The organism is Erythrobacter sp. SG61-1L (assembly GCF_001305965.1).
In the GTDB taxonomy this organism is placed as follows: Bacteria; Pseudomonadota; Alphaproteobacteria; order Sphingomonadales; family Sphingomonadaceae; genus Andeanibacterium.
Window position 1 is genome coordinate 1,310,148 of record NZ_JXQC01000003.1, and the last position, 25,455, is coordinate 1,335,602.

Here is a 25,455-nt window from a genome sequence, read left to right on the forward strand (position 1 = left end):
CCGCTGTCAGCAGGCGGAATGCGTCAATATTCCAGCTTGGCCTTGAGGTTCTTCGTCCCGAAGCGTGGGACGGAGAGCAACATCGGGTTTTCCGCCTTTTCGGCCAGCGGGAAATGACCCGGCGGCAATTGCGCAAGCGGCAGACCGCCCGCGGCAAGCAGATAGGGCGAAACGCGGTTGCGGGTACACAGCCCCCCTGCCCCGTCCTCCACCAGCGGGTTCTCGAAAGTGAGGCCCTGCTGATCCTGATGGCTGCGCACCACCTGCGCCACGGCAAGCTGACCCTCGCCGAAATCGACCACGAATTCCGTCCCCACCGGAACATCCAGCAGGCCCTCGATCATCGCCCCTGTCCGTGAAAGGTCGCGCAGGACGACGTCGTAATAATGATCCTCGTGGATCACATGAATGCGGCGATAAAGCTTGCGACGTTCGGACCGCTGCTTTTCCGGGCCGGTAGGCATCATCTCGCGATCATGCCCAGCCAGCAGTTCCTCGGCTTCCTCGGGTGCAAGGGGCTGCGCATAGACGAAGCCCTGCACGTTCTTCACGCCCTGTTCGGACACGAGGCGGAATTCCTCCATCGCCTCCACGCCTTCAGCCACCGTCTCGATATTGAGGGCGTCAGCCAGCGCCACGATAGCACCGATCAGGTCGCCATTGCGGCTGCCTTCCTCGAAGGCACCGCGCAGGAAGCTCGGGTCGATCTTGATCGTCTCGAACGGTGCGCGCTTGAGATAGCCGAGCGAGGAAACGCCCGTGCCGAAATCGTCCAGTGCGAGGCGTACGCCCAGCCGCCGCAATGCCTTCAACTCACGCTCACTCACGTCGCCATCGCCGAAGTGAACGCTTTCCTTCAGCTCGCATTCCAGCCGGTCGGCAGGAAGGCCGGCAGAGGCCAGCGCATTCGCCACCACGCGCGAAATGCCCTGAGTGATGATCTGCTGTTCAGAGACGTTGACGCAGACACGCACATCGTCCGGCCATTTGGCCGCATCCTCGCAGGCCTTGCGCAACACCCATTCACCGATGACAGAGATCAGGTTGCTCTCTTCGGCAAGCGGGATGAAGATTTCAGGCGAGATCTTGCCGCGTTCGGGATGATACCAGCGCAGCAGCGCCTCCATCGCGATGATGCGGTTGCTCTTCACATTGACGATCGGCTGGTATTCCAGCGTGAGCTGGCCCTTTTCCAGCGCGCCGCGCAGGTCTCGCTCCAGTTCGCGTCGCAACTGGGATTCGTTCTGCAAATCACTGGAATAGAAACGGAATTGGCCCCGCCCGCCATTCTTTGCCGCATAGAGGGCGATGTCGGCGCTGTGGACCACTTCTTCGCGCGTGATCCCGTCATAGGGTGCGATCGCGATGCCGATCGAAGCGCCGATGGTGCAGCGCCCTTCCGAAAGGGAATAGGGCTGGGTCAGCATGGTGATGGCGTTCATCGCCAACTCGCCCAGCCTTCCGCGATCGTCCATATCGGGGATCAGCACCTGGAACTCGTCGCCACCCAGACGGCCGATCTCGCAGGTCGTATCGAATACGCGCTGGAGACGCTGGGCGACCTGCTTGAGCAGTTCGTCGCCAGCCTTGTGGCCCAGTGTGTCGTTCACCTGCTTGAAGCGGTCCAGATCGAACATCATGATGGCGCAATTGCGCTTCGCGGCGCGGAAGGCCGTCAGCATCGCATCGATCTTGCGCTGCATGCGCGGTCGGTTGGAAAGGCCAGTAAGTGAATCGAACTGCGCCAGACGCTCGGTTTCGTTTTCCGCCCGGCGGCTCTCGGTAATGTCGCCGCCATGGCCGCGATAGCCACGGAAATTGCTCTCGGCATCGAATTGCGGCTTGCCACTGAGCTGCCAGTAATAATCCTTGCCGTCGATGTCCGCCCGCACGGTCAGCCCGTTGAAGGTCTTGCGGCCGCCAAACAGCAGAGAAACGCTGCGCGGCGTGGAGCCGTCACCAGTCTGCTCGGCAGTAAACAGCGTATGGAAATGCGTTACAGCAAGGATTTCCGGTGCCTTGCCGAACAGCTCAGCCATCGGCTCGGACAAATAAGTGATATAACCCTGCTCGTCGGTTTCCCAGAACCAGCCGATGCCGGACTTTTCATATTCCGACATCAGGGCAAGGCGTCGCTCTGTCTCGCCCAAGGGTATGGGCGGAGGCGCAGTTTCGACGGCAACGCTCCTGCCGCCCCGCAAGCCTTTCAGAATGCCCCTGCTCAATCGCGTATTCCTGCCGTCATATCAGGCAAAGCCAAGACTGCCTGCCACGCATCATTCTAAACACACAGGGTTTATAAATTGCTAAGGGCACTGCATCTGTCTGCACCGATGCGGAACTTCGACGGGCAAATCAGGCCGATTTGCGGACCGTCATGCGGCGATCCAGATCAGGTCCGGCCTCGCTCATGATCGCGATCCGGCCCGAGGCATCCCGCTGCAGCGGCGCCGCGAATTCCACGCCCATCCGGTCTTCCTGGCACCAGCGCGATGTAGCTGTAATGGAGTGGTTGCTGGACAGGCGGATGCGGAAGATCGTGCCGTCCGGCACGTTCCACAGCCCTTCGATCAGCGCGCCAGTGATGGAAATATTGCGGATCGTGCCGTTGTATAACTGCCCGGCGTGATCCAGCACGACCTTGCGCAGCATGGTCTGGCGCGGCGCGCGGGCGGATCGCGGGCCGCGAGCCACCGCCGCAAGGCCGGTGCGCAAACGCTCTGCCGCGGCGCTGGCTGAAAGTGGCTGTTCGTAGATAAAGCCCTGCACATGGCTGCAGCCCTGCAGGCGGATCAGGTCAAGCTCGTCCAGCGTTTCGACACCCTCGGCCGTGGTCTCCATGCCAAGCGCCTGCGCCAGGCTGGTGATCGAGGCGATAATCGCACCATTGCGGCTGCCCGGCTGGGTGGCCCCGCGCACAAAGCTCTGGTCGATCTTGATCTTGTCGAACGGCGCCTTTTTCAGATAGCCGAGCGAGGAATAGCCTGTGCCGAAATCGTCGAGGGCCAGCCGCACACCCACGCCCTTGAGCGCGGCGAACATCGCGTCCGTGCCTTCGTTGTCGTCCAGGAAGACGCTTTCTGTGATCTCCAGTTCCAGCCTTGCCGGATCGACCCCGGCTTCGGCGATGGCGCTGGTAACAATGGCCGGCAATTGCGGATTGGCGAATTGCAGCGGCGATACGTTGACGGCCACGCGCACGTTGCCCGGCCAGCTGGCCAGATCGTGGCACGCCGTGCGCAGCGCCCATTCGCCCATCTGTCCAATCAGGCCGGCTTCCTCGGCAATTTCGATAAAGCGCGACGGCGACATGGCCCCGCGTGTGGGGTGGTTCCAGCGCATCAGCGCTTCGAACCCGCTGATCTGCTCTGTCGCCGTATCCACCACAGGCTGATAATAGAGTTCCAGCCCGCCATGGCTGATTGCGTCGCGCAGATCCTGTTCCAGCTGGCGGCGTTCCTCGGCTCGGGAATGCAGATCGTCGGCATAGAAATGATAGCGCCCGCGACCGCCATCCTTGGCCGCATAAAGCGCAAGGTCGGCATTGCGGATCAGGGCTTCGCTGGTCGAACCGTGATCGGGCGCAATCGAGATGCCGATAGAGGCACCGATGACAACCCGGTGCCCCTCAATCGAGTAGGGCTGCGAGAGCGAGTTGATGATGTCCTGCGCCAGATAGGCCAGCCGGTCACGATTGGCGGTGCCAGCCACGATCACTTCAAATTCGTCGCCGCCGAGGCGACCGACCAGCCCCTTTTCCCCCACTGTCCGTTCAAGGCGCTGCGCCACCTGCTTGAGCAAGGCATCGCCCGCCGGGTGGCCCATCGTGTCGTTGACCTGCTTGAACCGGTCGAGATCGAGCAACAGTACGGAACAGCAGCGGTGCATCTCGAACGGCGCATTGAGAATTTTTTCAAGCGACTGCGACATCTTGAACCGGTTCGCCAGGCCGGTGAGCGAATCGTAATGGGCAAGGCGCGAGGCCTTTTCCTGCGATCGCTTGCGCTCGGTCAGGTCCGTACCCGAGCCGCGATAGCCCACGAAATTGCCGAATTCGTCATAGACCGGGCGGCCGCTGACCGACCACCAGCGTACTTCCTGCGCGGCGGCGCGCACAGCCAGTTCATGAAAGGACGAACGAGCTGAAAGGTGGAACGTCAGCGTACGTTCGCCATCGCTGCCGCTCGCTTCAAGATCGAACAGTTCGGTAAAATTGTTGCCCGCCAGCGTCTCCACATCTTCGTGGCCTAGGACCTTGGCGACGGTGTGCGAGATGTAGGTCAGCGATCCACGGCGGTCGGTCTCCCAGAACCAGCCCTGCCCTGTTTCCTCGTAATCGTTGAGGATTTCTTCAGCGCGGTCGCGCACGCGGTTGCGTTCGAGTTCCTGTTCTTTCTTCTGCCGGTTGATCTGCATCTGGCGGCGGCTGACCAGAATGGAAAAGACGATGCAGCCCGCCAGCAAGGCGTAGGAAATGCTGGAGCCGGTCACAATTGCCACCGCCGTCCAGCAGGCGATCTGGGCAGTGAACAGGCCGGGCGACTTGGCACTCTGGATCACCGCCGCCAGCGAAGTTGTGACGATCAATACGCCCAGCGCCAGTGGCCAGGTCAATCCCCCGGCTGCCGCCCAGAGGCCCATCGCCATGCCATAGGCCAGCATCGGCACACCGACCACGAACAGCATCGTGCCGATGCGCAGGGCCAACCCGGACTTTTTGCGCCGCTCGAGCTTACGAATGAAGGGCGTGGCGAGCGGCAGAGTTGCTGCAAGCAGGGCGAGAAGGACGCAGATCAGCGGCGGCGTGGAATGGCCGACGATGCCGGCAAAGCCCAGTGTCACCACCACAACCGGCGCCATATGAGGCCATTGCGACGCGATCAGCGAAGGCGCGAATTCTGAGGCTTCAGCCCGGCGCGAACGGGAGTTGCGAACGGTATGACGTTCGGCAATCGCCAGCCTTTCCGCCACTGGGGCGACACCGGGATTTTCGGCAGAGGTGAAACCGGACGCGCGGGCCGGAGGAGAAATCCCCCCACTATCCTCTTTCAGGATCGCATTTCGCCGTGATGTTGCGCCCGCCATCATTGCCCGTTGCCAAAACGGTTTTGAGAAAGCGTTAATGATCGGGCAAGCAAATCACAGGAAAGAAATCCTTCAGTTTTTCCGGGGATTGCAGGCGGCCCTCGCCCATGGCAGCTTGTGTCGGGCGAACGCCGGAAAACCGGCGCGGCAATCGCGGGAGATGGGCGATGCGGCATGTGGCGATCATCGGCTCCGGCCCTGCCGGATATTACACCGCAGAAGCGGTACAAAAGGCCTTTGGCGAGGAAGCACGCATCGACGTGTTCGATTGCCTGCCCGTCCCATACGGCCTGATCCGTACCGGGGTCGCACCCGACCACCAGTCGATCAAAGGCGTCTCGCGCCGCTACGAGCAGACAGCGCTAAGCGAAAACGTTCGTTTCGTGGGCAATATTACTGTCGGCAAGGACGTGACGATTCCCGAATTGCAGGATCTTTACGATGCCGTGGTGCTTGCCACCGGGGCCCCGGTGGACCGGCCGCTGGACCTGCCTGGCGACGATCTGCCCAACGTCTTCGGCAGCGCGGCCTTCGTGGGTTGGTATAACGGCCACCCGCAATTCGCGGACCTCGCCCCGGACCTGTCGGGCAAAACCGCCGTAGTGATCGGCATGGGCAATGTCGCGCTGGACGTGGCGCGCATCCTTTCCAAATCGCGGCGCGAATTCGAGGGAAGCGATATCGTCGGCCACGCGCTGGACCTGCTGGGCCAGTCGCGGATCGAACGGATCGTGATCCTTGGCCGGCGCGGGCCGCACCAGATCATGATGACGCCCAAGGAACTGGGCGAACTGGCAAAGCTGGACCGCGCCTCGCCCCATGTGGACAAGCGCGACCTGCCCGATGAAGGCGAGGATGCGATCCTTGAGCCGGGACTGAGGAAATCGGTCACCCTGCTGCGCGGCTTCGCAGCAATTCCCGAAGCAATCCACGCGGAAAAGCCGATTGAGATCGAATTCGATTTCTTCGCTTCACCCAAGGCCCTGATCGGCAACGGCCGGCTGGAGGCCATCGAGGTGGAGCGCACGGAAGTGCGGACAGGGCGCGCCCATGGCACGGGCGAAATCTATCGCATTCCCGCCGGGCTGGTGGTGTGCTGCATCGGCTATCGCAGTTCACCGATCCCCGACGTTCCTTTCGACGAGCGTCAGGGCCGCTTCGCCAATGACGAGGGGCGGATCATGCCCGGTCTCTATTGCGTCGGCTGGGCGCGGCGCGGCCCTTCGGGCACCATCGGCACCAACCGCCCGGACGGTTTCGACATTGCCGACAAGATCGCGCAGGATGCAGCATCGGGCGTACTCGGCCCGGCGAACAAGCACGGCCGCCCGGCCTTCGACACCCTCGCCCGCGAGCGCGGCCTGAAGCTCGTCACTTTCCGTGACTGGAAGAAGATCGAGGAAGCAGAAGAACGCGCGGCCCGAGACGGTGCCCCACGTGAGAAGTTCGTCGACATCGGTTCAATGATGAAGGCGCTGGACTAGCCCCCCGCCGACACCGGCGAGTTCCAGAATCACCTCCCGAGCGGCGTCAGTCTCGCAGATGCTGGACACGCTGCTAGCTGGCGGAACCGTCTTCCACGGTCGTCCCGGAAACGCTTGCGGACCAGTCCAGCAGAGCCTGCCCATGCGCCAGCCATCGTGGCTGACACACCGCGTTATAGCGATCATAGACCGAGTCATCGGCATCCATCGCATTGATTGCATCCGCCAGCGCGTCGCCGAAATCGTCGCCCATTATCGCCTGATAGCGGCCGAGAAAGTAATTGAACGCCATCGCCATGCTATTGTCGGCGACGTCATCCTCGGCATAGCTGCCGGTGTAGGACGCCCAGGCAGCGCATTCGATATCGTCCTGCGGAGTCGTCGCCTGCTCCTCCGCCGCCACGGCCGGAACAGCCATGGCGACGAGCGCCGCCGAAGTGGCAAGGAGCAAAGGCTTCATCAGACGCGCATCGGCATGAGGACGTAAAGCGCGGGGCTGTTATCGTCCTGGCGGATGAGCGTCGGCGCGCCGGGATCGGCAAGGTGAAGTTCCACCGAGTCGCCTTCGATCTGGTGCAGGATGTCCTTCAGATAATTGGCGTTGAAGCCGATCTCGAAGGTCTCGGCCGAATAGGCGGCGGGCACTTCTTCGGCCGCCGTGCCGTTATCGGGCGAGGTGACCGAAAGCACCACACGATCCTGTTCCAGCCCCATCTTCACAGCGCGGGTTTTCTCCGTGGCGATGGTCGCCACACGGTCCACGCCTTCGAAGAAGCTCTTCGGATCGAGCTTGAGCAGCTTGTCGTTGCCGGTGGGGATCACGCGGCTGTAATCGGGGAATGTCCCGTCGATCAGCTTGCTGGTGAGCACCACGCCGCCTTCACCGCCCAGGGTGAAGCGGATCTTGCTCGCGGACAGATCGATCTCGACATTGCCGTCCAGCGCCTCGTCCAGCAGTTTGCGCAGCTCGCCCACGGCCTTTCGCGGCACGATCACGTCCGGCATGCCTTCCGCCCCGTCCGGGCGCGCCAGGGTGTAGCGCGCGAGGCGGTGGCCGTCAGTCGCCGCAGCCTTCAGCAGCGGCTGGCCATCGTCCGAGACGTGCAGGAAAATGCCGTTGAGGTAATAGCGGGTTTCCTCGGTCGAAATGGCAAAGCGGGTCTTGTCGATCAGTTCGGCCAGCACGCGTGCGGGCAGTTCGAAGCTGGTCGGCAGATCGCCTTCCACAATCACCGGGAAATCGTCCCGCGGCAGGGTGGGCAGCTGGAAACGGCTGCGTCCGGCCTTCACCGTCAGCCGGTTATCCGCTGCTTCCAGGCCGACCTGACTGCCTTCGGGCAGCTTGCGGGCAATGTCGAACAGCAGATGTGCCGAAACGGTGAGCGCGCCCGGCGTATCGACCGAAACCGCAGCGAGGCGTTCCACCACCTGCAGGTCAAGGTCAGTCGCCATGATGCGCACGGTGCCATCGGCCGATGCGTCAATCAGCACATTCGAGAGGATGGGGATCGTGTTGCGCCGTTCCACCACCGACTGGACATGGGACAGGCAGCGCAGCAGCGTCGCACGTTCGATGGTTGCCTTCATCGTTCCTATTCGGTCCCCCTGGGGCGCACGGGCTGAATCGCCCGGGAGCGCGGGTTGCATGGGTAACAAGCCTTAACGCGGCAGGCGGTCACCGCAAGGTTGCGTTTCCCGCAAGGGGCAGAATCTGGGGATAAACCGCAGTCCTGTGCCGGAACGGTTCAGTCCCGGATCAGTTGAACGAACCCGCCAGCGTGTAATAGGCGGCGGTTGCGGCAGCATAGGCGCCGACCTTCTGCCATGCGTCGGAACTGACAGATGCTGTATCCAGGCCCTTCGCTTCCAGCCGGTCCAGCAGAGCGTCCACCACTTCCTGCGGGAATTCATCGGGCACCAGATTCACGCGCCCTTCCCCGATATTCATTTCCTCGTCGATGAATGAGGGTGGGATACCTTCCTCTTCCAGATCAACGGCAAGGCGGGTCATCACAATGCCCGACATGGTCAGGTTGAGGTAATCCTCCTCCCGGTCATCCGCGATGCCATGGACGCTGCGGCAGGCATTGCCGATCGTCTTCACCTTGGCTGCGATGGCATCCTGCTGCTCCGCCGTGGGTTCCGTCACTGACATGACATCGGCCATCTCGCGCGCGACGGCAGCAGGAACAATCAGGACGGGGCACTGTACCGCCTCTTCGGTGGTCGCATATGCCGGAACGGCGCCGAGCAGGCCGAGAGCGGCCACGGCAGGCAGAAGCAGGAAACGCATCGGGAAAGCCTTTCGCGGGACTGGGATCAGGACATCATCGCCATGCCGCCATTCACGTGCAGAGTCTGGCCGGTAACATAGCCAGCCTCCTTCGAGGCGAGATAGGCAACCGCGGCGCCGATGTCCTCGCCCTCGCCCATGCGGCCCATCGGAATGCGGGCATTGAGCGCGTCCTTCTGCGCATCGGGCAACACGTCGGTCATGGCAGTGCGGATGAAGCCGGGGGCCACGCAGTTCACGGTGATCCCGCGGCTGGCCACTTCCTGGCCGAGCGACTTCGACATGCCAACAAGGCCTGCCTTTGCCGCGGCATAGTTGACCTGGCCGGGATTACCGGTGGCGCCGACAACCGAGGTGATGGTGATGATACGGCCGAAACGGGCCTTCATCATCGGCTTGCAGGATGCGCGCATCAGGCGGAAGGCAGCCTCGAGATTGATCCTGATGACCTGATCCCACTCCTCGTCCTTCATCCGCATGGCGAGATTGTCGCGCGTGATGCCGGCATTGTTCACGAGGATGTCGATCTTGCCGAGCGTATCCACGGTGGCAGGCACCAGTTCTTCCACCTGAGTGGTGTTGGAAAGATCGCAGGTGATCTCGACATGATCGTGCCCGAATTCGGCGTTCAGTTCGTCGCGGAAGGCGCGCAGCTTTGCGGAATTGGAGCCCGAAAGCGCCAGCCTAGCACCCTGCGAGGCCAAGGCGCGTGCGATGGAGGAACCGATCCCGCCGGAAGCGCCGGTGACAAGGGCGGTCATGCCAGTAAGGTCGAACATCGGAACTATCCTCTCAATTCTTCGCAAAAACTCGCGCCCAGTGAATCCGGGTGAGCCTGGCGGCCAGCAGCGCGCCCGTAAATGTGGCATTTTCGTCTGTCGCGGCAACGCCCGAATTTTCGAGCAGGCCGCCCAGATAAATCAGATCGTCATCGGAAGGCTCGGCAGTGCCGTAGAAGTCAGGATCGATCTGCGGCCCCATGGAACGGAGCAAGCGTGCTTCGTCGGCAGCGGCAAAACTGGCCTCCAGTCTGCCAATTTCCTCGGCGGAAATCGGGGCGTTGGCCTTCAGGCCTTGCTCCAGAAATCCGCCGATAAGCCACAGAAAAGCATCGGTGCCCGCCTCATCCGACCAGCCGAATTCAATCGCGCACATGTCGGCACGAGCGTTCATCACATCGGCCAGAACCTCACCGCCGCCGGTAACGCTCCATTCCACGAGATCAAAATCCCGGACAAACCCATCGACCACTTCCTGATCGCCGGCCTCGAAAGGACGGCTCATGCAATCAAGATTGTCCGCCGCTGCAGCACTGGTTCCCGTCAGGGCAAATGCCGCTGCAGACATGGCTGCCAGAAGTGTTGTCCGCTTGCCCCGCATAGCCTTCAAAGCTCCTTCGCCAGCGCCTCGATATCCGCCATCGTCACCACGCTGGAGACAGTGACGCCTTCCACCGTGCGGCCGATCATCGGGCCGACGACCTTGCCGCCCAGTTCCACGAAATGGGTCACGCCCGCTTCGCCCATGGCAATCACACTTTCCCGCCAGCGCACGCGGCCGCAGACCTGCTTGACCAGCAGATCGCGTTCTTCGGCCGGGTCGGTCACGGCGGAGGCAGTGAAATTGGCATAGAGCGGCAGGCGGAAGGCCGAAGGCGGCAGGTCTGCAAGCGCCTTGTCCATCGCCTCGGCCGCAGGGCCCATCAGGTCACAATGGAAGGGCGCGGAAACCGGCAGGATCACGCCGCGCTTGATGCCATGCTCCTTGGCAAGCGCAACGGCCCGCTCGATCGCGGCACGGTGACCGGACAGAACGACCTGCCCCGGATCATTATCATTGGCGATCTGGCACACTTCGCCTTCGGCAGCCGCATCGGCCAGCGCCTGCGCCTTGGCAATGTCGGCGCCCAGCAGCGCACACATCGCGCCCACGCCCACCGGCACGGCGGCCTGCATGGCCTGCCCGCGCAGCTTGAGCAGGCGGGCCGTGTCGGCCAGCGAGAAGGCGCCCACGGCGCACAGGGCGGTATATTCGCCCAGCGAGTGGCCAGCCACGCAATCGCCCTTGTCGGCGATGGTCAGTCCGCCTTCCTTCTCCAGCACGCGCAGAGTGGCGATGGCATTGGCCATGATCGCGGGCTGCGCATTCTCGGTCAGCGTCAGCTGATCTTCCGGGCCTTCGCGCATGATGGTGGAGAGCTTCTGCTGGAGAGCCTCGTCCACTTCCTCGAATACTTCGCGGGCAATGGCGCTGGCATCGGCGAGTTCCGCCCCCATGCCCACCTTCTGGCTGCCCTGCCCCGGAAATACGAATGCACGCATGTCTCAGTCTCCTGTCCCGTGCTGTCTGGCCCGCGCGGTTAGGTTTGCGCTTGCGCGGAGGCAAGCCCGAAGGGAACAATTCTGTTGGCTTCATCATGCCCGATATCGGCGAAACCTAGGAAGGGAATGCCGGTGCGTTCGCACCAGAAGCGTGCGATTTCCTCCGGCTCTGCACCAAAGGGCCGGTCATTCTCCGGCACGTCGCTCACCCGGCCCAGCCGCAACCCGGCTATGCCCGAAAGATGCTGGGTCACGTGGAAGAACAGCCGGTCCACCGCATAGAGATATTCGCTGACCTCCTCCACCATCACCACATGGCCGGAGAGGTCCGGCATCAGGTCGGTGCCACACAGCATGGCCAGCGTCATCAGATTGAAGGCCACAACGGGGTGTTGGTCGATATGCGGCTCGAGGCCGGAACGATCCCCCGCGAGCCATGCGAGGCTGCGGCGAACGGCATGCTCTCCACCCGCACGCCTTATATCCACCGGCATCGGCGCATGGACCGCCTGCCCGATCCCCGCGCGATAAAGCGCGGCGAGCAGATAGCCGCCATCAGAATAGCCGAGGAACGCCTTGCCCCGCGCCGCATCGCCCATCCCCGCAACCGCCTGCGCGGCGATACGATTGGCGCCATAACCGCCCCGCGCGAACCACACGGCATCGAAGGCAGGATCGTTGGCGCATTCCAGCAGGGCAGCCAGCCGCTGTTCGTCCGAACCGGCAAAATGCCCCTGCGAGAGATAGCATTGCTCGTGAAAGGCCAGTTCAAGCGAGGGGAACTCGGCCGCCACTGCCTCCACCCGCGCCACATCCTCGGGCGTCAGCGGGGTGGAAGGGGCACAGATTGCGATGCGGGTCATGCCTGCCCCTGATAGTCGGCTTGTGTTGTCCCGCACAACTGCATAGCGAGGGCGCCATGAGCGAAACCGCCGACCTTACTTCCCACCCCTGGTTCTTCTGCGGCATCGGCGGATCGGGCATGTTGCCGCTGGCCATGATCCTGAAGGGGCAAGGCGCCACTATCGCCGGGTCCGACCGCAGCCGCGATCAGGGCCGCACTCCCGAGAAATTCGCCTGGCTGGAGCGGGAAGGGATTGCCCTGTTCCCGCAGGACGGCAGCGGCGTGACCTCGCCCGATCAGGTGCTGATCGCTTCCGCCGCGGTGGAAGATACCGTGCCAGAAATGGTCCGCGCAAAGGAGCTGGGCTGCGCGCGGATGACGCGGGCGGAACTGCTCTCCACCCTGTTCAACCGCGCGGCCAGTTCCGTGGCGATTGGCGGCACCAGCGGCAAGTCCACCGTCACCGGAATGACTGGCTGGATCATGCAGCAGGCCGGGCGCGATCCCACCATCATGAACGGCGCGGTGATGAAGAACTTCGCCTCGGCGGAAGTGCCCTTTGCCAGCGCGCGGGTTGGCGCGGGCGATGTGTTCGTTTCCGAAGTGGATGAAAGCGACGGTTCCATCGCGCTCTATCGCCCCTCGGTCGCCGTGCTGCTGAATGTCAGCCTCGATCACAAGGGCATGGAAGAATTGCGCATACTGTTCGGCGATTTCCTCGCCGTGTCCGGCGCCGCAGCCGTGAATGCCGACGATGAGGAAGCCATGGCCCTCGCCCCGCGCGCGGCAAGCCTCGTCACCTTCGGTATCGAGAGCGCGGCGGCGGACATCGGCGTGGTTCCGGGCTCTGTTTCGGAAAGCGCCATGGGCATCGCCGCGCAAGTGGTAGAGCGCAAGACGGGCGAGCAACACGCCCTCACCCTCGCCATGCCGGGCCGCCACAACCTCTCCAACGCGCTCGCCGCGATAGCCGGGGCGAAGGCCGCAGGCGTGCCAGTGGCGGAAGCGGTGACCGCGCTGGCGAGCTTCAAGGGCCTCGCCCGACGGTTCGATGTGATCGGCACCAGTGCTTCCGGCATCACGGTGATCGACGATTTCGGCCACAATCCGGAAAAATGCGCCGCCACCCTGCGCACGCTGAAAAGCCAGCCGGGCCGCGTGATCGCCTTCTTCCAGCCGCATGGCTATGGCCCGCTGCGCCAGATGGGCCATGAACTGGCGGAAGTCTTTGCCCGGCTGCTCGGCCCGGAAGACCTGACCTTCCTGTGCGACCCGGTCTATTTCGGCGGCACGGTGGACCGCAGCGAAGGCAGCGAGCGGATCGTGCGCCTGATCGCGGAAGCAGGCGGCCATGCGGAATATATCCCCAGCCGCGAGGATTGCGCCGAACGTATCCTCGCTCTCGCACGCCCCGGCGACCGCATCGTCATCATGGGCGCCCGCGACGATACGCTTACCGCGCTGGCGCAGGGGCTGCTGGAGAAATTGGGGTAACGCACTTTGCCTCCGTCATTGCGAGCGAAGCGAAGCAATCCAGAGCGTAATGCGCCTAGCCATGGATTGCCGCGCGACCTTCGGTCGCTCGCAATGACGAGAATGCCCCTCACTTCATCTTGTAGAACCTGATCTTCACCGCCGGACCCTCGGAAGGATCGGCCATTTCCAGCGTGCCGATGAAGGCGGTCTTGGACATCCACTCATACTTGCCCAGCGGAGCCTCGAACACGGGATGCGTACGCACCGGCGAGGGCGCAGCGCCCGGAGCGGACGGGCACAGGGCGCCCTTGTTGATCACGTTGATCACTACGCCATCGTCGGTCTTGAGGAAGTAGTCCGCCTCCACCTCGGTGCAGCCATCGGCGCGGGTCAGTTGCCAGTCCCAGCCGCCGGGCACGATCTCGCCCTTGATGCCCGGCCCTTCGAAACGGCCGCCAGTGATCGGGATGATCCGCCGTTCGCCCTTGGAAGTCTTGCCCACTTCCACCACAGGGCCGAGCTTCACAATCTCTTCCAGCACGAATTCCGCATTCGGCGCGGGCGGCGCATCGGCGGCCAATGCCGGGCCTGCCAGCAGTGCAGCAGCCATGACGGCCGGCGCAATCACCTTTTGCATCAAATCCTCCCCTGTCAGTCTTTTCCGGGCCCGTTGAAGCCCATCGGGAACCTTGCGGCAAGTGGCTGAAACTGCGGTTTCGTTTTCCTACACATCTGATTTCTGCTTGGGTGGCGCGGTGAATGCTGCCCTGCCCCGGAAACGCCCTCTGCCCCCGACGAAAACCGACCAAATGAAAAGTCACACGCTGAACAGGCATAATTCACTGAAGATACTGTTTTAACATAATAAATTCTGATTGCCCGTCCGAGTTTCACCCCTCGTTCTGCGTCAACTTCGCTGCACCTCCGCAACCGGCCCTCTGCCACTGCCTGCCGGGCGCCCATCCTTTCCTTGCAATTGCGCCCCAAACCTGTATGTGCGCCGCTTCCTCGGCTCTAGGGCGGCGGAAAGAAGAAGGCCGGAGGGGTCCCCGCATGGGGCGGGACAAACCAGCGATCGGCATAACAGTGAAAGGAACGCACATGCCGTTTTACGAGCATGTTTTCCTGGCGCGTCAGGATCTGAGCCAGGCTCAGGTTGATACTCTGGCCGCCGGCGCCACGGAAATCGTGGAACAGGGCAACGGCAAGGTCACCAAGACCGAGACCTGGGGCCTCAAGAACCTCGCCTACAAGATCGATCGTAACCGCAAGGCGCACTTCGTCCTGCTGAACATCGAAGCTCCGGGCGATGTCGTGGCCGAGCTGGAACGCCAGGCCCGCATCAACGAAGATATCATTCGCTACATGACCGTTCGCGTCGACGAGCTGGAAGAAGGCCCGTCCGTAATGATGCGCAAGAACGAGCGTGAGCGCCGCCGCAGCCGTGAGAGGGGTGAAGACTAATGGCCCGTCCGTTTTTCCGTCGCCGCAAGAGCTGCCCGTTCTCGGCCAAGAATGCACCGAGCATCGACTATAAGGACGTGCGCCTGCTTCAGGGCTTCATGTCCGAACGTGGCAAGATCGTTCCGAGCCGCATCACCGCCGTTTCCGCGAAGAAGCAGCGCGAACTGTCGACCGCCATCAAGCGCGCTCGCCAGATCGGCCTTCTGCCGTACATCGTGAAGTAAGGAGCGCTCAGCCATGGAAATCATCCTGCTCGAACGCATCGAAAAGCTCGGCACGATCGGCGACGTCGTCACCGTGAAGGACGGCTATGCCCGTAACTTCCTGCTTCCGCAGAAGAAGGCCCTTCGCTCGAACAACGCCAACCGCGCCGTCTTCGAAGCCAACCGCGAACGCCTTGAAAAGGAAAACGCGGAACGCCGCGTCGAAGCCGAACAGGCCGGCACCACGCTCGATGGCGTGGAAGTCGTGCTGATCCGCGCTTCGTCGAACTCCGGCCAGCTTTACGGTTCGGTCAACGTGCGCGACATCGCCGCAGCCCTTGAAGAAAAGGGCCACAAGGTCGACAAGCGCCAGGTCGTCATGGGCGGCCCGATCAAGTCGATCGGCATGTCCGACGTCACCGTTGCCCTGCACCCGGAAGTTCGCGTCACGATCAAGGTCAATGTGGCCCGTTCGGACGACGAAGCCGCGCTGCAGAGCCAGGGCGTCGACGTGATGGCCCAGATGTTCGAAGACGAACGCAACGAGAGCGAAGGCTTCACCGAAGCCGTCGATCCCAATGCCGAACCGGGCGAAATCCCGGCCGACCTTCTCGAAGGTGCGGACGAGGAAGCCAGCGCCTAAGCGCTGTTTCCGGTCCATACGGCCCATTCGAAAGGGCGCGGTTCCGCAAGGTTCCGCGCCCTTTTGCTTTTGCGCCTTTGAAATGTAGGAATTGGCGCGTTAGCTTGCGCCATGAACCTCACGACTTCCGAAGCCATCGCCGAACTTTCCCGTCTGTTTGACGAGACCGTTGCCACCCTGCGCGGTGACATAATCGCCTACGGAGAAGCCGGCGCCCTGCCCGATCCTGCAAAGCGGCAGGACGGCAGCTATTGCTATCCCGAACTGGTCATCCACTTCAGCGGCGAAGGCGAACGATCCGAAGAACCCCGCGCCTATGGCAGGCTACAGGTGGCGGGCACTTACGCCACCACCATCACGCGCCCTGCCCTGTTTGCCGATTATCTTGCCGAACAGCTTGGCCTGATCGCACAGGATTACGACGTGCGGTTCGAAGTGCGCCGATCCCGGCAGGAAATGCCCTTCCCCTATGTGCTGGATGGCGAGGCCGGCGCCCGGCTGGCCGGCATTCCGCCCACGGAACTCGCGCGGCATTTTCCCAGCACGGATCTCGCCCTGATCGGTGACGAACTGGCTGACGGAATCGAGATCGGCGGGCCGAACGATCCGATTCCGCTCTCCCTGTTCGACGGCCTGCGCACCGATTACTCGCTCGCCCGCCTTGCCCATTACACCGGCACAAGGCCCGAGCATTTCCAGCGCTTCGTGCTGTTCACCAATTACCACCGCTATGTGGATGAATTCGTCGACTGGGCAGGCGCGCAGCTGGGGCAGGATGGCTATGTCGCCCTGTCCGGCGCAGGCGGGCTGTATCTCGACCAGCCGGCCAAGGGCGCCCGCGAGCAGCTATCCGACACGGCATGGCGCCGCCACCAGATGCCCGCCTATCACCTGATCCGGCAGGATGGTTCGGGCATTACTCTGGTCAATATCGGCGTCGGCCCGTCCAATGCCAAGACGATCTGCGATCACGTAGCGGTGCTGCGCCCCGATGCTTGGCTGATGATCGGCCATTGCGGCGGGTTGCGCCCCAGTCAGGCAATTGGCGATTACGTGCTGGCCCATGCCTATCTGCGCGACGATCACGTGCTGGACCCGGTTCTGCCGCCTGAAATCCCGATCCCCGCCATTGCCGAGGTTCAGCGGGCGCTGGCAACCGCAGCGGAAGATGTCAGCGGCCAGCACGGGGCTGACCTGAAGAAGCGCATGCGCACCGGCACGGTGGTGACAACGGACGACCGGAACTGGGAACTGCGCTACACCCATTCTGCGCTGCGCCTGTCCCTCAGCCGGGCCGTCGCCATCGAGATGGAAAGCGCCACTATCGCCGCACAGGGCTATCGCTTCCGCGTGCCCTACGGCACTCTGCTCTGCGTTTCGGACAAGCCACTACATGGCGAAATCAAGCTGCCGGGGCAGGCGAACAAATTCTACGAGGAAGCCATCGCGGCCCATCTCCAGATCGGCATCCACGCCTGCCAGCGCCTGCGCGCCGAAGGCCCCCGCCTGCACAGCCGCAAGCTGCGGGCCTTTAACGAACCGCCGTTCCGGTAACGCATTTCGTCATTGCGAGGGGCAAAGCCCCGAAGCAATCCAGCGCCGCGTGCGCAAACGCCCTGGATTGGTTGGCCAAGGCCAGCTTCGCTTCCGCTACGCTCGCAATGACGATCCGGCGCAGGAAGCCTAGCCCTTCCCCCGCGTCTTGGTCTTCCCCTTCACCGCATTCTCTTCGAGGAATTCGATGATCTTGCCCGCAATATCCTTGCCGGTCGCCTGCTCGATCCCTTCAAGGCCGGGGGAGGAATTGACTTCCATGATCACCGGGCCGTGATTGCTGCGCAGCATATCCACGCCCGCCACGTTCAGGCCCAGCTTGCGCGCGGCGCGGATCGCGGTGGAGCGTTCCTCCGGCGTGATCTTGATCGGCCCCGCCGAGCCGCCGCGATGGAGGTTGGAACGGAAATCGCCCGGGCTGCCGGTGCGCTGCATCGCGGCCACCACCTTGCCCCCGATCACGAAGGCGCGGATATCCTGCGAGCGGCTTTCCTTGATGAATTCCTGCACCAGGATGTTCACATTGGCGCCGCGGAATGCCTCGATCACCGACTTGGCCGACTGCTCAGTCTCGCCCAGCACCACGCCGATGCCCTGCGTGCCTTCCAGCAGCTTGATCACCACCGGCGCCCCACCGACCATGCGCAGCACTTCGTCGGTCTGCTTGGGATCATGGGCGAAGGCCGTCACGGGCAGGCCCAGCCCGGCACGGGCAAGGATCTGCATCGAGCGGAGCTTGTCGCGGCTGCGGCCGATGGCCACGCTTTCGTTGAGGGACCAGATGCCCATCATCTCGAACTGGCGCAGCACGGCCAGACCATAGAAAGTGATCGAGGCGCCGATGCGCGGGATCACCGCATCGTAAACCGGCAGCTTCGATCCGTTATAATAGGCTTCCGGCCGGTGCGAGGTGATGTTCATCGTCACCCGCAGGGTGTTGAGCACATCGATCTCGTGCCCGCGTTCCCGCGCGGCCTCAACCAGCCGGCGGTGCGAATAAAGGTTGGCGTTGCGCGCCAGCATTGCGATTTTCATGGGTGTGTTTTCATTATCTGGCCCCTTCGGGGCCGGGTGTACCGTTTCGCGGCGCCGACCGTTCCGACCTCAGGAAGGTGCGGGATGGATCGACCAGGAAGCGCTTGCGCAGCGCCGTCCGCCCGATCAGCACCGGGTGGATCATGTCCGACCGGTCCGTCAGGCTGAATTCGGCGTCAAACAGTTCCCCTCCCAGCGAAAGCCGGGTCGTGACAACGATCCTCTCTTCCGAAAGACCGTTGGAGCTGGTGATCTTCCTGCGTGACACATGGGAAGCTTCGCACACTGCCGTTTCATGTCCGTGACCAAGGTCGATACGGAAGCGCACATGCTGCACCCCGTCCCGTTCGATCAGTTCGACATGTGTGGCATGGAGCGCGGAAGTCCGCGCCCCGGTGTCGATCTTTGCCTGAATGCCGGACAGGCCGAATTCTGGAAGGCCCACGGCCTCCCGCCAGCCCAGCACGGGGATTGATGTCATCGAAGTTCCGAAACCGGGCGAATCGCCGCCGCTGGCCGCCCTATAGAGCGGCTATTGCGACCGTCCAGTGACAGGAGATCAGATCACCGGGGAAACTCCCGACCGGAGCCGGGAGCCGCCTCACCAGCCCTTGGTTTTGCCCTTGTTCTGCTCGTCCAGCCACTTCTTGAGCGGTGCGAAATATTCCACCAACGCCTTGCCGCTGATCTCGCGCGTGCCGGTGAAGGCTTCCAGCGCATCGGGCCAGGGCTTGGACGCGCCCATTTCCAGCATCGCATTCAGCTTCTCGCCCACTTTCTCGTCGCCATAGAAGCTGCAGCGGTGCAGCGGCCCCTTCCAGCCGGCCTGCTTGCATGCCGCCTGATAGAACTGGAACTGGAGGATGCGCGCCAGGAAATAGCGCATGTAGGGCGTATTGCCGGGGATGTGATATTTCGCACCCGGATCGAAGGCATCGGCAGGCCGTTCCACCGGTGGAACGATGCCCTGATATTCGCGCTTCAGGTCAACCCAGGCCTGATTGTACTGTTCCGGCGGGATCGACCCGTCGAACACGCCCCAGCGCCATTTGTCCACCAGCAGGCCGAAGGGCAGGAACGCCACCTTGTCGAGCGCCTGACGCAGCAACAGGCCGATGTCCTTGTCTGCGCTGGGCACCTGATCGCGCTCCAGCAGGCCGATCTGGACGAGATATTCCGGCGTGATCGAAAGGGCGACGAAGTCCCCGATGGCTTCATGGAACCCGTCATTCGCGCCATTGAGATAGAGGAAAGGCTGCTGATTATAGGCCCGCTGATAGTAATTATGGCCCAGCTCGTGGTGGATGGTGATGAAATCGTCGCCATTCACCTTGATGCACATCTTGATGCGCAGATCGTCCTTGTTGTCGATGTCCCAAGCGCTGGCGTGGCAGACCACTTCGCGATCGGCGGGCTTTTCAAACTGGCTGCGTTCCCAGAAGGTTGCGGGCAGTTCCTTGAAGCCGAGCGAGGAGTAGAACCCCTCCCCGATCTTCACCATGTCCATCGCGCCGCGACCCTTGTCGACAAGCAGATCGGTAATGTCATAACCCAGATCGCCCGTGCCGGGCGGGGCGACGACGGGGTAGATATTGCCCCATTCCTGCGCCCACATATTGCCCAGCAGGTCGGCGCGGATCGGCCCGGTGCTGGCCTGCACCGCATCGCCATATTTCTCGTTCAGCTTGGTGCGGACATAAGTGTGCAGCGCCACGTAGAGCGGCTTCATTTCCTGCCACAGCCGCTCGGTCATGGCCTCGAATTCCTTCGGGTCCATGTCGTAATTGGAACGCCACATGGCGCCCGCATCGGTAAAGCCGAGCTCCTTGGCGCCATCATTGGCGATTGCGGCAAGGCGGGCGTAATCATCCTTCATCGGGGCACCGACATTGTCGTGCCAGCTCGCCCACATCTCCGCGAATTCGGCAGGTGTATGGGCCATGTTACCCATCTCCGCCTCGATATCCGAACCGTTGATTTCCTTGCCGTCCAGCGTGCCCCGGCCCCGGCCATATTGGGACTGGAGATCGGTGGCGATGGTGTTCAGCTCATCCGCCGCACCCGGCGTGGTCGGCGCGGGCAGCACGATCCCGGTCCGCAGGATGTCCAGCTTGCGCGCCACATCGGGATCGAGGCCCGGCAAGGCGCGATATTTCGCCGCGTCCAGCGCATAGCGCACCGCCTTTTCCGTGCCGATCGCGCCAATCCTTGCGGCGAGCGCATCGGTATCCACTGTGATGTAAGTCGCATTCACCCACTGCGTGCGGCCCGCCTCCACCGAATAGGCAAACAGATCGGCCTCTGCCGCCGCGACAAAATCAGCTGCGCCCTGCGCTGTCATCGGGAATTGCGCCGTGCTGTCAGCGGCAACAGTGCCAGCCTCCTGCGCGGCAGCAGGAGTGGCAAGGCCGGCGGCAAGCGCCAGCAGGGCGGCGGAAGCAAGCATTTTCATCGCGGAAATCCCTCGGGAATCGAAACCGGTTTCAGTTGCTACCGGTCTGGACGCTCCGCCGCGATGAATCAAGCCGTCAGGAAGTGCACCAGTTCATCGCCCAGCGCGCCTTCGGTAACCGAACTCATATGCGTTCCGGGAATCCAGGCGAGCCGAGCGTCCGGCAATGCCTCCACCAGCGCTTCCGGCGAGCCATTGTCCCGGTCTTTCTCGCCGCATAGAACCAGCGTGGGCATGGTGATGGCCGCAAGGTCGCTGCGTTCGGTATCGCCGATGGATTCCAGCAGCAGCCGCGCCGCCACGCGATCGACCTTCATTGTCTTCATGAACTGCACCGCGAAATAGGCCGGATCGCCCTGCCGCACGCTGTCGAACCGCGCGATTGCATCGAGGAAGAAGGCAGAGCGGCGCGCCCAGCCAGCCAGCCCTTCCAGCCCCATGCCGGTCAATACAAGCCGTCGCGGCGCGAGGCCCGCGATCACGCAGCGCGCCGCCGTGCGCGAACCGAGCGAGAAACCGACCAGATCGAAGTCCGTCAGCCCCAGATGGGCAACCAGCGCCTCCACATCGCGCACCAGCACGTCATGCGGATAGGCCGCTGGATCGTGCGGAGCCGCGCTCTGCCCATGGGCGCGCAGATCAGGCATGATCGCGCGAAAGCCCGCATCGGCCAGCTTCTGCGCATGGCCGAACTTGATCCAGTTCATTTCCGCACTGGAAAACAGCCCATGCAGCAGCAGCACCGGCCGTCCTTCCCCGATGCAACGAAAAGAAAGGCTTGCGCCGTCGAAGGATGCAAAACTGTCGGTCATGAAATGACCTATCGGGCAATTGACGCCATTCTGGCAAGGCTTCGGACCGGCCTTCGCTTGATTTGCTAAGCAGGCTTATTATACGCCCGCACGTGACTCACATCGGCTTTTTACTTGCGGATAATTCCCGCCTCGCCCGCTGGTCGTTCGACCAGCAGGTGCGCGCGGCCGGAGTGACCGGCCCGCAGGCGCGAATGCTGTTGATGCTCGAACGGAAGCCGGGCGAAAATCAGGGCTTCTATGCCGAACAGCTGGAAGTCGAACCCATTACCCTGTGCCGCATGGTGGACCGTCTTGAGGAAGCCGGGCTGGTGGAACGCCGCCGCGATCCGGCAGACCGGCGGGCCTGGCAACTCCACCTGACCGACAAGAGCCGCCAGATGGTTGGGCAAATCCGCCATGAGGCCGATCTGCTGGTGGACATGATGCTGGAAGGCGTCTCGGAAGAAGACCGGGCCGAATTCCATCGCCTGCTGAAGATCGTAGGCACCAACCTTGCCGCCCGGCGCGAATCCACCCGTACAATTGCGAGAGCTTCCAATGGCTGATGCCGAACCGCAAACTGCCGAAACCGCCGCGCCTGCCCCTCGCCGCCGCTGGGGCCGGATCGCCGTGATGCTGGCCGTGCCGCTGGCACTGGCGGGCGGCGCCGCGATCTACTGGCACAGCCTGCAGGGCAAGGTGGAAACCGACAACGCCTATGTGAAGCAGGACAAGGTCTCGGTCAGTTCGCTGGTGGGCGGCACTATCGTGGATGTGCTGGTGAAGGAAAACCAGACGGTGCAGCAAGGCCAGTTGCTGTTCCGGATCGACCCCCAGCCCTATGAAATCGACCTCGCGCAGGCGAATGCGCAGATCGCCACGGCACAGGCCGACATTACCGCTCTTTCCAACGACGCCGCCCTTTCGGGTGCGGACATTTCCTCAGCGCGTGAAGAAATCGCCTTCGCCCAGTCCCGCCTCGAACGGCAGAAGGCGCTGTGGGATCGCGGCTTCACGACCAAGGCCGATCTCGACGCCGCCGAACATGCTGTCGCACAGGCCCGCGAACAGCTGCGCGCCGCCGAAGCCCGCCAGACCGAAGCCCGCGCCAAGCTCGCCAATGGCGCTGCCGTTCCGGGCCAGAATCCTCGCGTGGCGGCCGCACAGGCACAGAAGGCCGCCGCCCGGCTCGACCTGTCGCGCACGGAAATCCGCGCGCCGATGGCAGGCCTTGTCGGCCAGGCAGATCGACTTCAGCCCGGCCAGCAGGTGTTGGCGAACCTTCCCGTGCTGACGCTGGTGGGTGTCCATGGCACTTATATCGAGGCCAATTTCAAGGAAACGGACCTGGCCGACATGAAGGTGGGCCAGCGCGCGGAAGTTACCTTCGATGCCTATCCCGGCATCAGGCTGAAGGGCCACGTCGCCTCGATCGGCGCGGGGACCAATTCGGAATTTTCCCTGCTGCCCGCCCAGAATGCCAGCGCCAATTGGGTGAAAGTCACCCAGCGCGTGCCGGTTCGCATCGAGCTGGACGAAAAGAGCCCGCGTGACCTGATCGCGGGCCTCTCGGTCGACGTCACAGTCTTCACAGACGGCAAGAAGCGCTGAACGGATGGCCAGCGCGGCCGCCCATAATGAGAAGATGATGCGCGACGAGCCTGAGGTCGTCGCGAAGAACTACCCCCTGCTCGTGCTGGGGGTGATGCTGGCTTCCTTGATCCAGCTGCTGGACACGACGATCACTATCGTCGCCGTGCCGCATATGCAGACGACGTTGGGCGCATCGGCTGAGACGATCACCTGGGTTCTGACCAGCTACATCATTGCCAGCGCCGTGTTCATGCCGATCACCGGCTGGCTTTCCAACCGGCTGGGCCAGCGGCAATTGTTCCTCTGGTCCGTCTCGGGCTTCATCGTTGCCTCGATGCTCTGCGGCATGGCGCAGAACCTCGAACAGATGGTGCTGTTCCGGGCCATTCAGGGCATCGCCGGAGCCTTTATCGGCCCGCTGAGCCAGTCCGCCATGCTGGACGCCACGCGCCCCAGCAAGCGCGCCCAGATCATGACCGTGTGGGGCGTAGGCGTCGTGATGGGGCCGGTGCTCGGCCCGGTGCTCGGCGGAATCCTGACAGAAAACTGGAACTGGCGCTGGGTGTTCTATGTGAACCTGCCCATCGGCGCTCTGGCCCTGTTTCTGCTGGTCACGCAATTGCCCCGGCGCGAAATCGTGCGCCGCCCCTTCGACCTGGCCGGTTTCGCTTTCATCGCGATCACCCTGTCCGCCCTGCAGCTGTTGCTGGACCGCGGGCCGCGGCTGGACTGGTTCGATTCGCTGGAAATCTGGATCTACGCGGTCGTCACCGTATCCTGCGCCTGGATGGCCCTGGTCCACCTCGCGACGGCACTGCACCCCCTGTTCGACCGCAGCCTGTTTCGTGACCTGAACCTGATCACGGCGATGTTCTTCATCTTCGTGGCAGGCGCGATCCTGTTTTCCTCCATGGCGCTGCTGCCCACCCTGCTGCAGAGCGTGATCGGCTATGGCGTGGTGGAAACCGGCATGATGCTGGCCATGCGCGGCCTTGGCGTGATGGCCAGCATGCAGGTTGCGGGCCTGCTGATGCGCTTCGGCGCCGATACGCGCGCGCTGATCGGCATGGGCTACGCCGTTACCGGCTATTCGCTCTACATGATGTCGAGCTGGAACCTGGACATCACCCCTTGGGATGTGGCGATCCCCGGGCTGGTTCAGGGCCTGGGCATCGGGATGGTGTTCATCCCGCTCAACACCAGCGCCTTTGCCACCCTGCCCGCGCATCTGCGCACCGACGCATCCAGCCTGATGAACCTGTTCCGCTCCATCGGATCGTCACTGGGCATTGCGATCCTGACCGCGATCCTCACCCGCAACCTGCAGATCGCCCATGTGGACCTTGGCGCGAACGTCACCGCCAGTGCCTCCACTTTCATCGACCTGTCCTCGATCGACCGCTTCGGCGAACTGGGCAGTGCGGTGATGGCGATGGCGGATCTGCAGGTAAACCGGCAGGCCGCGATCATTGCCTATACGGACGATTTCCGGGCGATGATGTGGCTGTCATGGCTGGTGGTGCCGCTGGTGATCATCATCAAGCCGCCACGACGCCATCCGCCCAGACGCTAGGCCCGCGTGCCCCGCGCGCGCAGGGCAATCGCGCCAATCGACACCAGCGAGCCAAGGGCCGCCAGAGCCATGTCCTTCTGCGCATCCCAGATGTCACCCTGCTGGCCATTATACTGATCGGCCATCTCGCCTGCCAAAACGATACCCAGCAGCCATTCGACGATCTCGTAAAGGCAGGACACTGCAAGGACGAAGGCAAGCGCGGACCACAGTGCGCCGCGCAGCTTGAGGCCGCCCATGCGCATCACTTCAACCACCGGCAACACGCTCAGCACGCCGAAAGCGAAGTGGACGAGCCGGTCGTAATTATTGCGCTGCCAGCCGGTAATCGCGGACAGATCGCCACCGGTCAGGCTGCGATACCATTCATCATAGGGAAGGTTCGTATAGGTGTAGCGCCCGCCCAGCGTGTGCAGCAGGAAGAACACCACCACGCAGCCCAGCGATGCGTTGGAAATCGGCCAGCGCCGCAGCAGCCATGGCGCAGCAATAAGCAGCAGCAGGGTGGGAATATGGTGGAGCGGCGCGACGTCCGGATAGGGCTGATCGATCTGCGCGGCGACAAGGGCGATGGCCAGCAGTGCCAGCCATCCCCATTGCGCAACGCTCAGCCGCGGCACAGCGCCGCCCCTCCCTTGAAG

The 25,455-nt window shown here is 63.0% G+C and carries 24 protein-coding genes; 9 read left to right on the forward strand and 15 right to left on the reverse strand.

The genetic code is table 11. The features are described from left to right. Positions 1–23: 23 nt before the first annotated feature. Entirely contained in the window at positions 24–2,225 is a 2,202-nt protein-coding gene (locus tag SZ64_RS06660) for an EAL domain-containing protein (protein ID WP_162225082.1), read from the reverse strand. Positions 2,226–2,355: 130 nt separating this feature from the next. Continuing rightward, the gene (locus SZ64_RS06665; RefSeq protein WP_241772995.1) at positions 2,356–4,860 is read right to left on the reverse strand and encodes an EAL domain-containing protein; all 2,505 of its coding nucleotides are present in this window, start codon (positions 4,858–4,860) and stop codon (positions 2,356–2,358) included. Positions 4,861–5,252: 392 nt separating this feature from the next. Here SZ64_RS06665 and SZ64_RS06670 point away from each other — a divergent pair, with 392 nt between their 5' ends. Beyond that, on the forward strand, positions 5,253–6,569 hold the full coding sequence (locus SZ64_RS06670) for an FAD-dependent oxidoreductase (RefSeq protein WP_054530099.1): 1,317 nt from the start codon (positions 5,253–5,255) through the stop codon (positions 6,567–6,569). 73 nt (positions 6,570–6,642) lie between these two features. On the opposite strand, the gene SZ64_RS06675 is transcribed toward SZ64_RS06670, so the two are convergent. The 7 genes from SZ64_RS06675 to SZ64_RS06705 form a co-directional block, all read right to left on the reverse strand. Then, a complete protein-coding gene (locus tag SZ64_RS06675) occupies positions 6,643–7,029 on the reverse strand; it encodes a hypothetical protein (protein WP_054530100.1) in 387 nt (128 codons plus the stop codon). After that, complete coding sequence (dnaN, locus tag SZ64_RS06680) at positions 7,029–8,156, reverse strand: DNA polymerase III subunit beta (protein WP_054530101.1); 1,128 nt, start codon at positions 8,154–8,156, stop codon at positions 7,029–7,031. Before dnaN ends, SZ64_RS06675 begins: the two co-directional genes overlap by 1 nt. 169 nt (positions 8,157–8,325) lie before the next feature. Beyond that, positions 8,326–8,862: a hypothetical protein gene (locus tag SZ64_RS06685; protein ID WP_054530102.1), complete on the reverse strand. Its 537-nt coding sequence runs from the start codon at positions 8,860–8,862 to the stop codon at positions 8,326–8,328. Between the two features lie 26 nt (positions 8,863–8,888). Further along, positions 8,889–9,641: a 3-oxoacyl-[acyl-carrier-protein] reductase gene (gene fabG / locus SZ64_RS06690; protein ID WP_054530103.1), complete on the reverse strand. Its 753-nt coding sequence runs from the start codon at positions 9,639–9,641 to the stop codon at positions 8,889–8,891. Between the two features lie 13 nt (positions 9,642–9,654). Then, a complete protein-coding gene (locus SZ64_RS06695; RefSeq protein WP_156313559.1) occupies positions 9,655–10,242 on the reverse strand; it encodes a hypothetical protein in 588 nt (195 codons plus the stop codon). A gap of 5 nt (positions 10,243–10,247) precedes the next feature. Then, the gene (gene fabD, locus SZ64_RS06700) at positions 10,248–11,183 is read right to left on the reverse strand and encodes an ACP S-malonyltransferase (protein ID WP_054530105.1); all 936 of its coding nucleotides are present in this window, start codon (positions 11,181–11,183) and stop codon (positions 10,248–10,250) included. Positions 11,184–11,221: 38 nt separating this feature from the next. After that, entirely contained in the window at positions 11,222–12,046 is an 825-nt protein-coding gene (locus tag SZ64_RS06705) for an LD-carboxypeptidase (RefSeq protein ID WP_054530106.1), read from the reverse strand. A gap of 56 nt (positions 12,047–12,102) precedes the next feature. Between SZ64_RS06705 and SZ64_RS06710 the strand changes: the two genes are divergently transcribed. Then, positions 12,103–13,521, forward strand: a complete 1,419-nt coding sequence (locus SZ64_RS06710; protein WP_054530107.1) for a Mur ligase family protein — start codon at positions 12,103–12,105, stop codon at positions 13,519–13,521. Between the two features lie 109 nt (positions 13,522–13,630). On the opposite strand, the gene SZ64_RS06715 is transcribed toward SZ64_RS06710, so the two are convergent. After that, complete coding sequence (locus SZ64_RS06715) at positions 13,631–14,140, reverse strand: DUF3237 domain-containing protein (protein ID WP_054530108.1); 510 nt, start codon at positions 14,138–14,140, stop codon at positions 13,631–13,633. A 464-nt stretch (positions 14,141–14,604) separates the two neighbouring features. Here SZ64_RS06715 and rpsF point away from each other — a divergent pair, with 464 nt between their 5' ends. The 4 genes from rpsF to SZ64_RS06735 all read left to right on the forward strand — a co-directional run bounded on the left by rpsF (position 14,605) and on the right by SZ64_RS06735 (position 17,367). Then, positions 14,605–14,967, forward strand: coding sequence for a 30S ribosomal protein S6 (gene rpsF / locus SZ64_RS06720; protein WP_054530109.1), 363 nt, complete (start codon positions 14,605–14,607; stop codon positions 14,965–14,967). Then, positions 14,967–15,191 carry a 30S ribosomal protein S18 gene (rpsR, locus tag SZ64_RS06725; RefSeq protein WP_054530110.1) on the forward strand — a complete coding sequence of 75 codons (225 nt, stop codon included), beginning with the start codon at positions 14,967–14,969 and terminating at the stop codon, positions 15,189–15,191. Before rpsF ends, rpsR begins: the two co-directional genes overlap by 1 nt. A gap of 13 nt (positions 15,192–15,204) precedes the next feature. Then, a complete protein-coding gene (gene rplI / locus SZ64_RS06730) occupies positions 15,205–15,813 on the forward strand; it encodes a 50S ribosomal protein L9 (RefSeq protein ID WP_054530111.1) in 609 nt (202 codons plus the stop codon). A 111-nt stretch (positions 15,814–15,924) separates the two neighbouring features. After that, a complete protein-coding gene (locus tag SZ64_RS06735) occupies positions 15,925–17,367 on the forward strand; it encodes an AMP nucleosidase (protein WP_054530112.1) in 1,443 nt (480 codons plus the stop codon). A gap of 129 nt (positions 17,368–17,496) precedes the next feature. Here SZ64_RS06735 and rimK read toward each other — a convergent pair whose 3' ends face one another. The 4 genes from rimK to SZ64_RS06755 all read right to left on the reverse strand — a co-directional run bounded on the left by rimK (position 17,497) and on the right by SZ64_RS06755 (position 21,666). Next, positions 17,497–18,402: a 30S ribosomal protein S6--L-glutamate ligase gene (gene rimK, locus SZ64_RS06740; protein ID WP_054530113.1), complete on the reverse strand. Its 906-nt coding sequence runs from the start codon at positions 18,400–18,402 to the stop codon at positions 17,497–17,499. Between the two features lie 13 nt (positions 18,403–18,415). After that, positions 18,416–18,883 (reverse strand): RimK/LysX family protein, encoded by a 468-nt coding sequence (locus tag SZ64_RS06745; RefSeq protein ID WP_054530114.1) that lies wholly within the window; start codon positions 18,881–18,883, stop codon positions 18,416–18,418. A gap of 120 nt (positions 18,884–19,003) precedes the next feature. Beyond that, positions 19,004–20,854, reverse strand: a complete 1,851-nt coding sequence (locus SZ64_RS06750) for a M2 family metallopeptidase (protein ID WP_054530115.1) — start codon at positions 20,852–20,854, stop codon at positions 19,004–19,006. 68 nt (positions 20,855–20,922) lie between these two features. Further along, positions 20,923–21,666: an alpha/beta hydrolase gene (locus SZ64_RS06755; protein WP_054530116.1), complete on the reverse strand. Its 744-nt coding sequence runs from the start codon at positions 21,664–21,666 to the stop codon at positions 20,923–20,925. Positions 21,667–21,758: 92 nt separating this feature from the next. On the opposite strand from SZ64_RS06755, the gene SZ64_RS06760 reads away from it, so the two are divergent. From SZ64_RS06760 to SZ64_RS06770, 3 genes are read left to right on the forward strand one after another with little or no spacing between them, the layout of a single operon-like run. Continuing rightward, a complete protein-coding gene (locus tag SZ64_RS06760) occupies positions 21,759–22,214 on the forward strand; it encodes a MarR family winged helix-turn-helix transcriptional regulator (RefSeq protein ID WP_054530117.1) in 456 nt (151 codons plus the stop codon). After that, positions 22,207–23,259, forward strand: a complete 1,053-nt coding sequence (locus SZ64_RS06765) for an HlyD family secretion protein (protein ID WP_054530118.1) — start codon at positions 22,207–22,209, stop codon at positions 23,257–23,259. Before SZ64_RS06760 ends, SZ64_RS06765 begins: the two co-directional genes overlap by 8 nt. Before the next feature lie 4 nt (positions 23,260–23,263). After that, the gene (locus tag SZ64_RS06770; protein ID WP_054530119.1) at positions 23,264–24,814 is read left to right on the forward strand and encodes a DHA2 family efflux MFS transporter permease subunit; all 1,551 of its coding nucleotides are present in this window, start codon (positions 23,264–23,266) and stop codon (positions 24,812–24,814) included. Here the strand turns inward: SZ64_RS06770 and SZ64_RS06775 are convergent. Beyond that, positions 24,811–25,434: a DUF2238 domain-containing protein gene (locus tag SZ64_RS06775; protein ID WP_054530120.1), complete on the reverse strand. Its 624-nt coding sequence runs from the start codon at positions 25,432–25,434 to the stop codon at positions 24,811–24,813. The two genes, SZ64_RS06770 and SZ64_RS06775, sit on opposite strands and share 4 nt — an antisense overlap. Positions 25,435–25,455 lie beyond the last annotated feature (21 nt).

Coding starts and splice junctions, on each gene's coding strand:
- fabG (WP_054530103.1), bottom strand. CDS start 9,641: ATGTTCGACCTTACTGGCATGACCGCCCTTGTCACCGGCGCTTCCGGC.
- fabD (WP_054530105.1), bottom strand. CDS start 11,183: ATGCGTGCATTCGTATTTCCGGGGCAGGGCAGCCAGAAGGTGGGCATG.
- rplI (WP_054530111.1), top strand. CDS start 15,205: ATGGAAATCATCCTGCTCGAACGCATCGAAAAGCTCGGCACGATCGGC.
- rpsR (WP_054530110.1), top strand. CDS start 14,967: ATGGCCCGTCCGTTTTTCCGTCGCCGCAAGAGCTGCCCGTTCTCGGCC.
- SZ64_RS06765 (WP_054530118.1), top strand. CDS start 22,207: ATGGCTGATGCCGAACCGCAAACTGCCGAAACCGCCGCGCCTGCCCCT.
- SZ64_RS06715 (WP_054530108.1), bottom strand. CDS start 14,140: ATGCAAAAGGTGATTGCGCCGGCCGTCATGGCTGCTGCACTGCTGGCA.
- SZ64_RS06755 (WP_054530116.1), bottom strand. CDS start 21,666: ATGACCGACAGTTTTGCATCCTTCGACGGCGCAAGCCTTTCTTTTCGT.
- SZ64_RS06745 (WP_054530114.1), bottom strand. CDS start 18,883: ATGACATCAATCCCCGTGCTGGGCTGGCGGGAGGCCGTGGGCCTTCCA.
- SZ64_RS06665 (WP_241772995.1), bottom strand. CDS start 4,860: ATGGCGCCGGTTGTGGTGGTGACACTGGGCTTTGCCGGCATCGTCGGC.
- SZ64_RS06675 (WP_054530100.1), bottom strand. CDS start 7,029: ATGAAGCCTTTGCTCCTTGCCACTTCGGCGGCGCTCGTCGCCATGGCT.
- SZ64_RS06685 (WP_054530102.1), bottom strand. CDS start 8,862: ATGCGTTTCCTGCTTCTGCCTGCCGTGGCCGCTCTCGGCCTGCTCGGC.
- SZ64_RS06750 (WP_054530115.1), bottom strand. CDS start 20,854: ATGAAAATGCTTGCTTCCGCCGCCCTGCTGGCGCTTGCCGCCGGCCTT.
- SZ64_RS06735 (WP_054530112.1), top strand. CDS start 15,925: ATGAACCTCACGACTTCCGAAGCCATCGCCGAACTTTCCCGTCTGTTT.
- rimK (WP_054530113.1), bottom strand. CDS start 18,402: ATGAAAATCGCAATGCTGGCGCGCAACGCCAACCTTTATTCGCACCGC.
- SZ64_RS06670 (WP_054530099.1), top strand. CDS start 5,253: ATGCGGCATGTGGCGATCATCGGCTCCGGCCCTGCCGGATATTACACC.
- SZ64_RS06695 (WP_156313559.1), bottom strand. CDS start 10,242: ATGCGGGGCAAGCGGACAACACTTCTGGCAGCCATGTCTGCAGCGGCA.
- SZ64_RS06770 (WP_054530119.1), top strand. CDS start 23,264: ATGGCCAGCGCGGCCGCCCATAATGAGAAGATGATGCGCGACGAGCCT.
- SZ64_RS06710 (WP_054530107.1), top strand. CDS start 12,103: ATGAGCGAAACCGCCGACCTTACTTCCCACCCCTGGTTCTTCTGCGGC.
- dnaN (WP_054530101.1), bottom strand. CDS start 8,156: ATGAAGGCAACCATCGAACGTGCGACGCTGCTGCGCTGCCTGTCCCAT.
- rpsF (WP_054530109.1), top strand. CDS start 14,605: ATGCCGTTTTACGAGCATGTTTTCCTGGCGCGTCAGGATCTGAGCCAG.
- SZ64_RS06705 (WP_054530106.1), bottom strand. CDS start 12,046: ATGACCCGCATCGCAATCTGTGCCCCTTCCACCCCGCTGACGCCCGAG.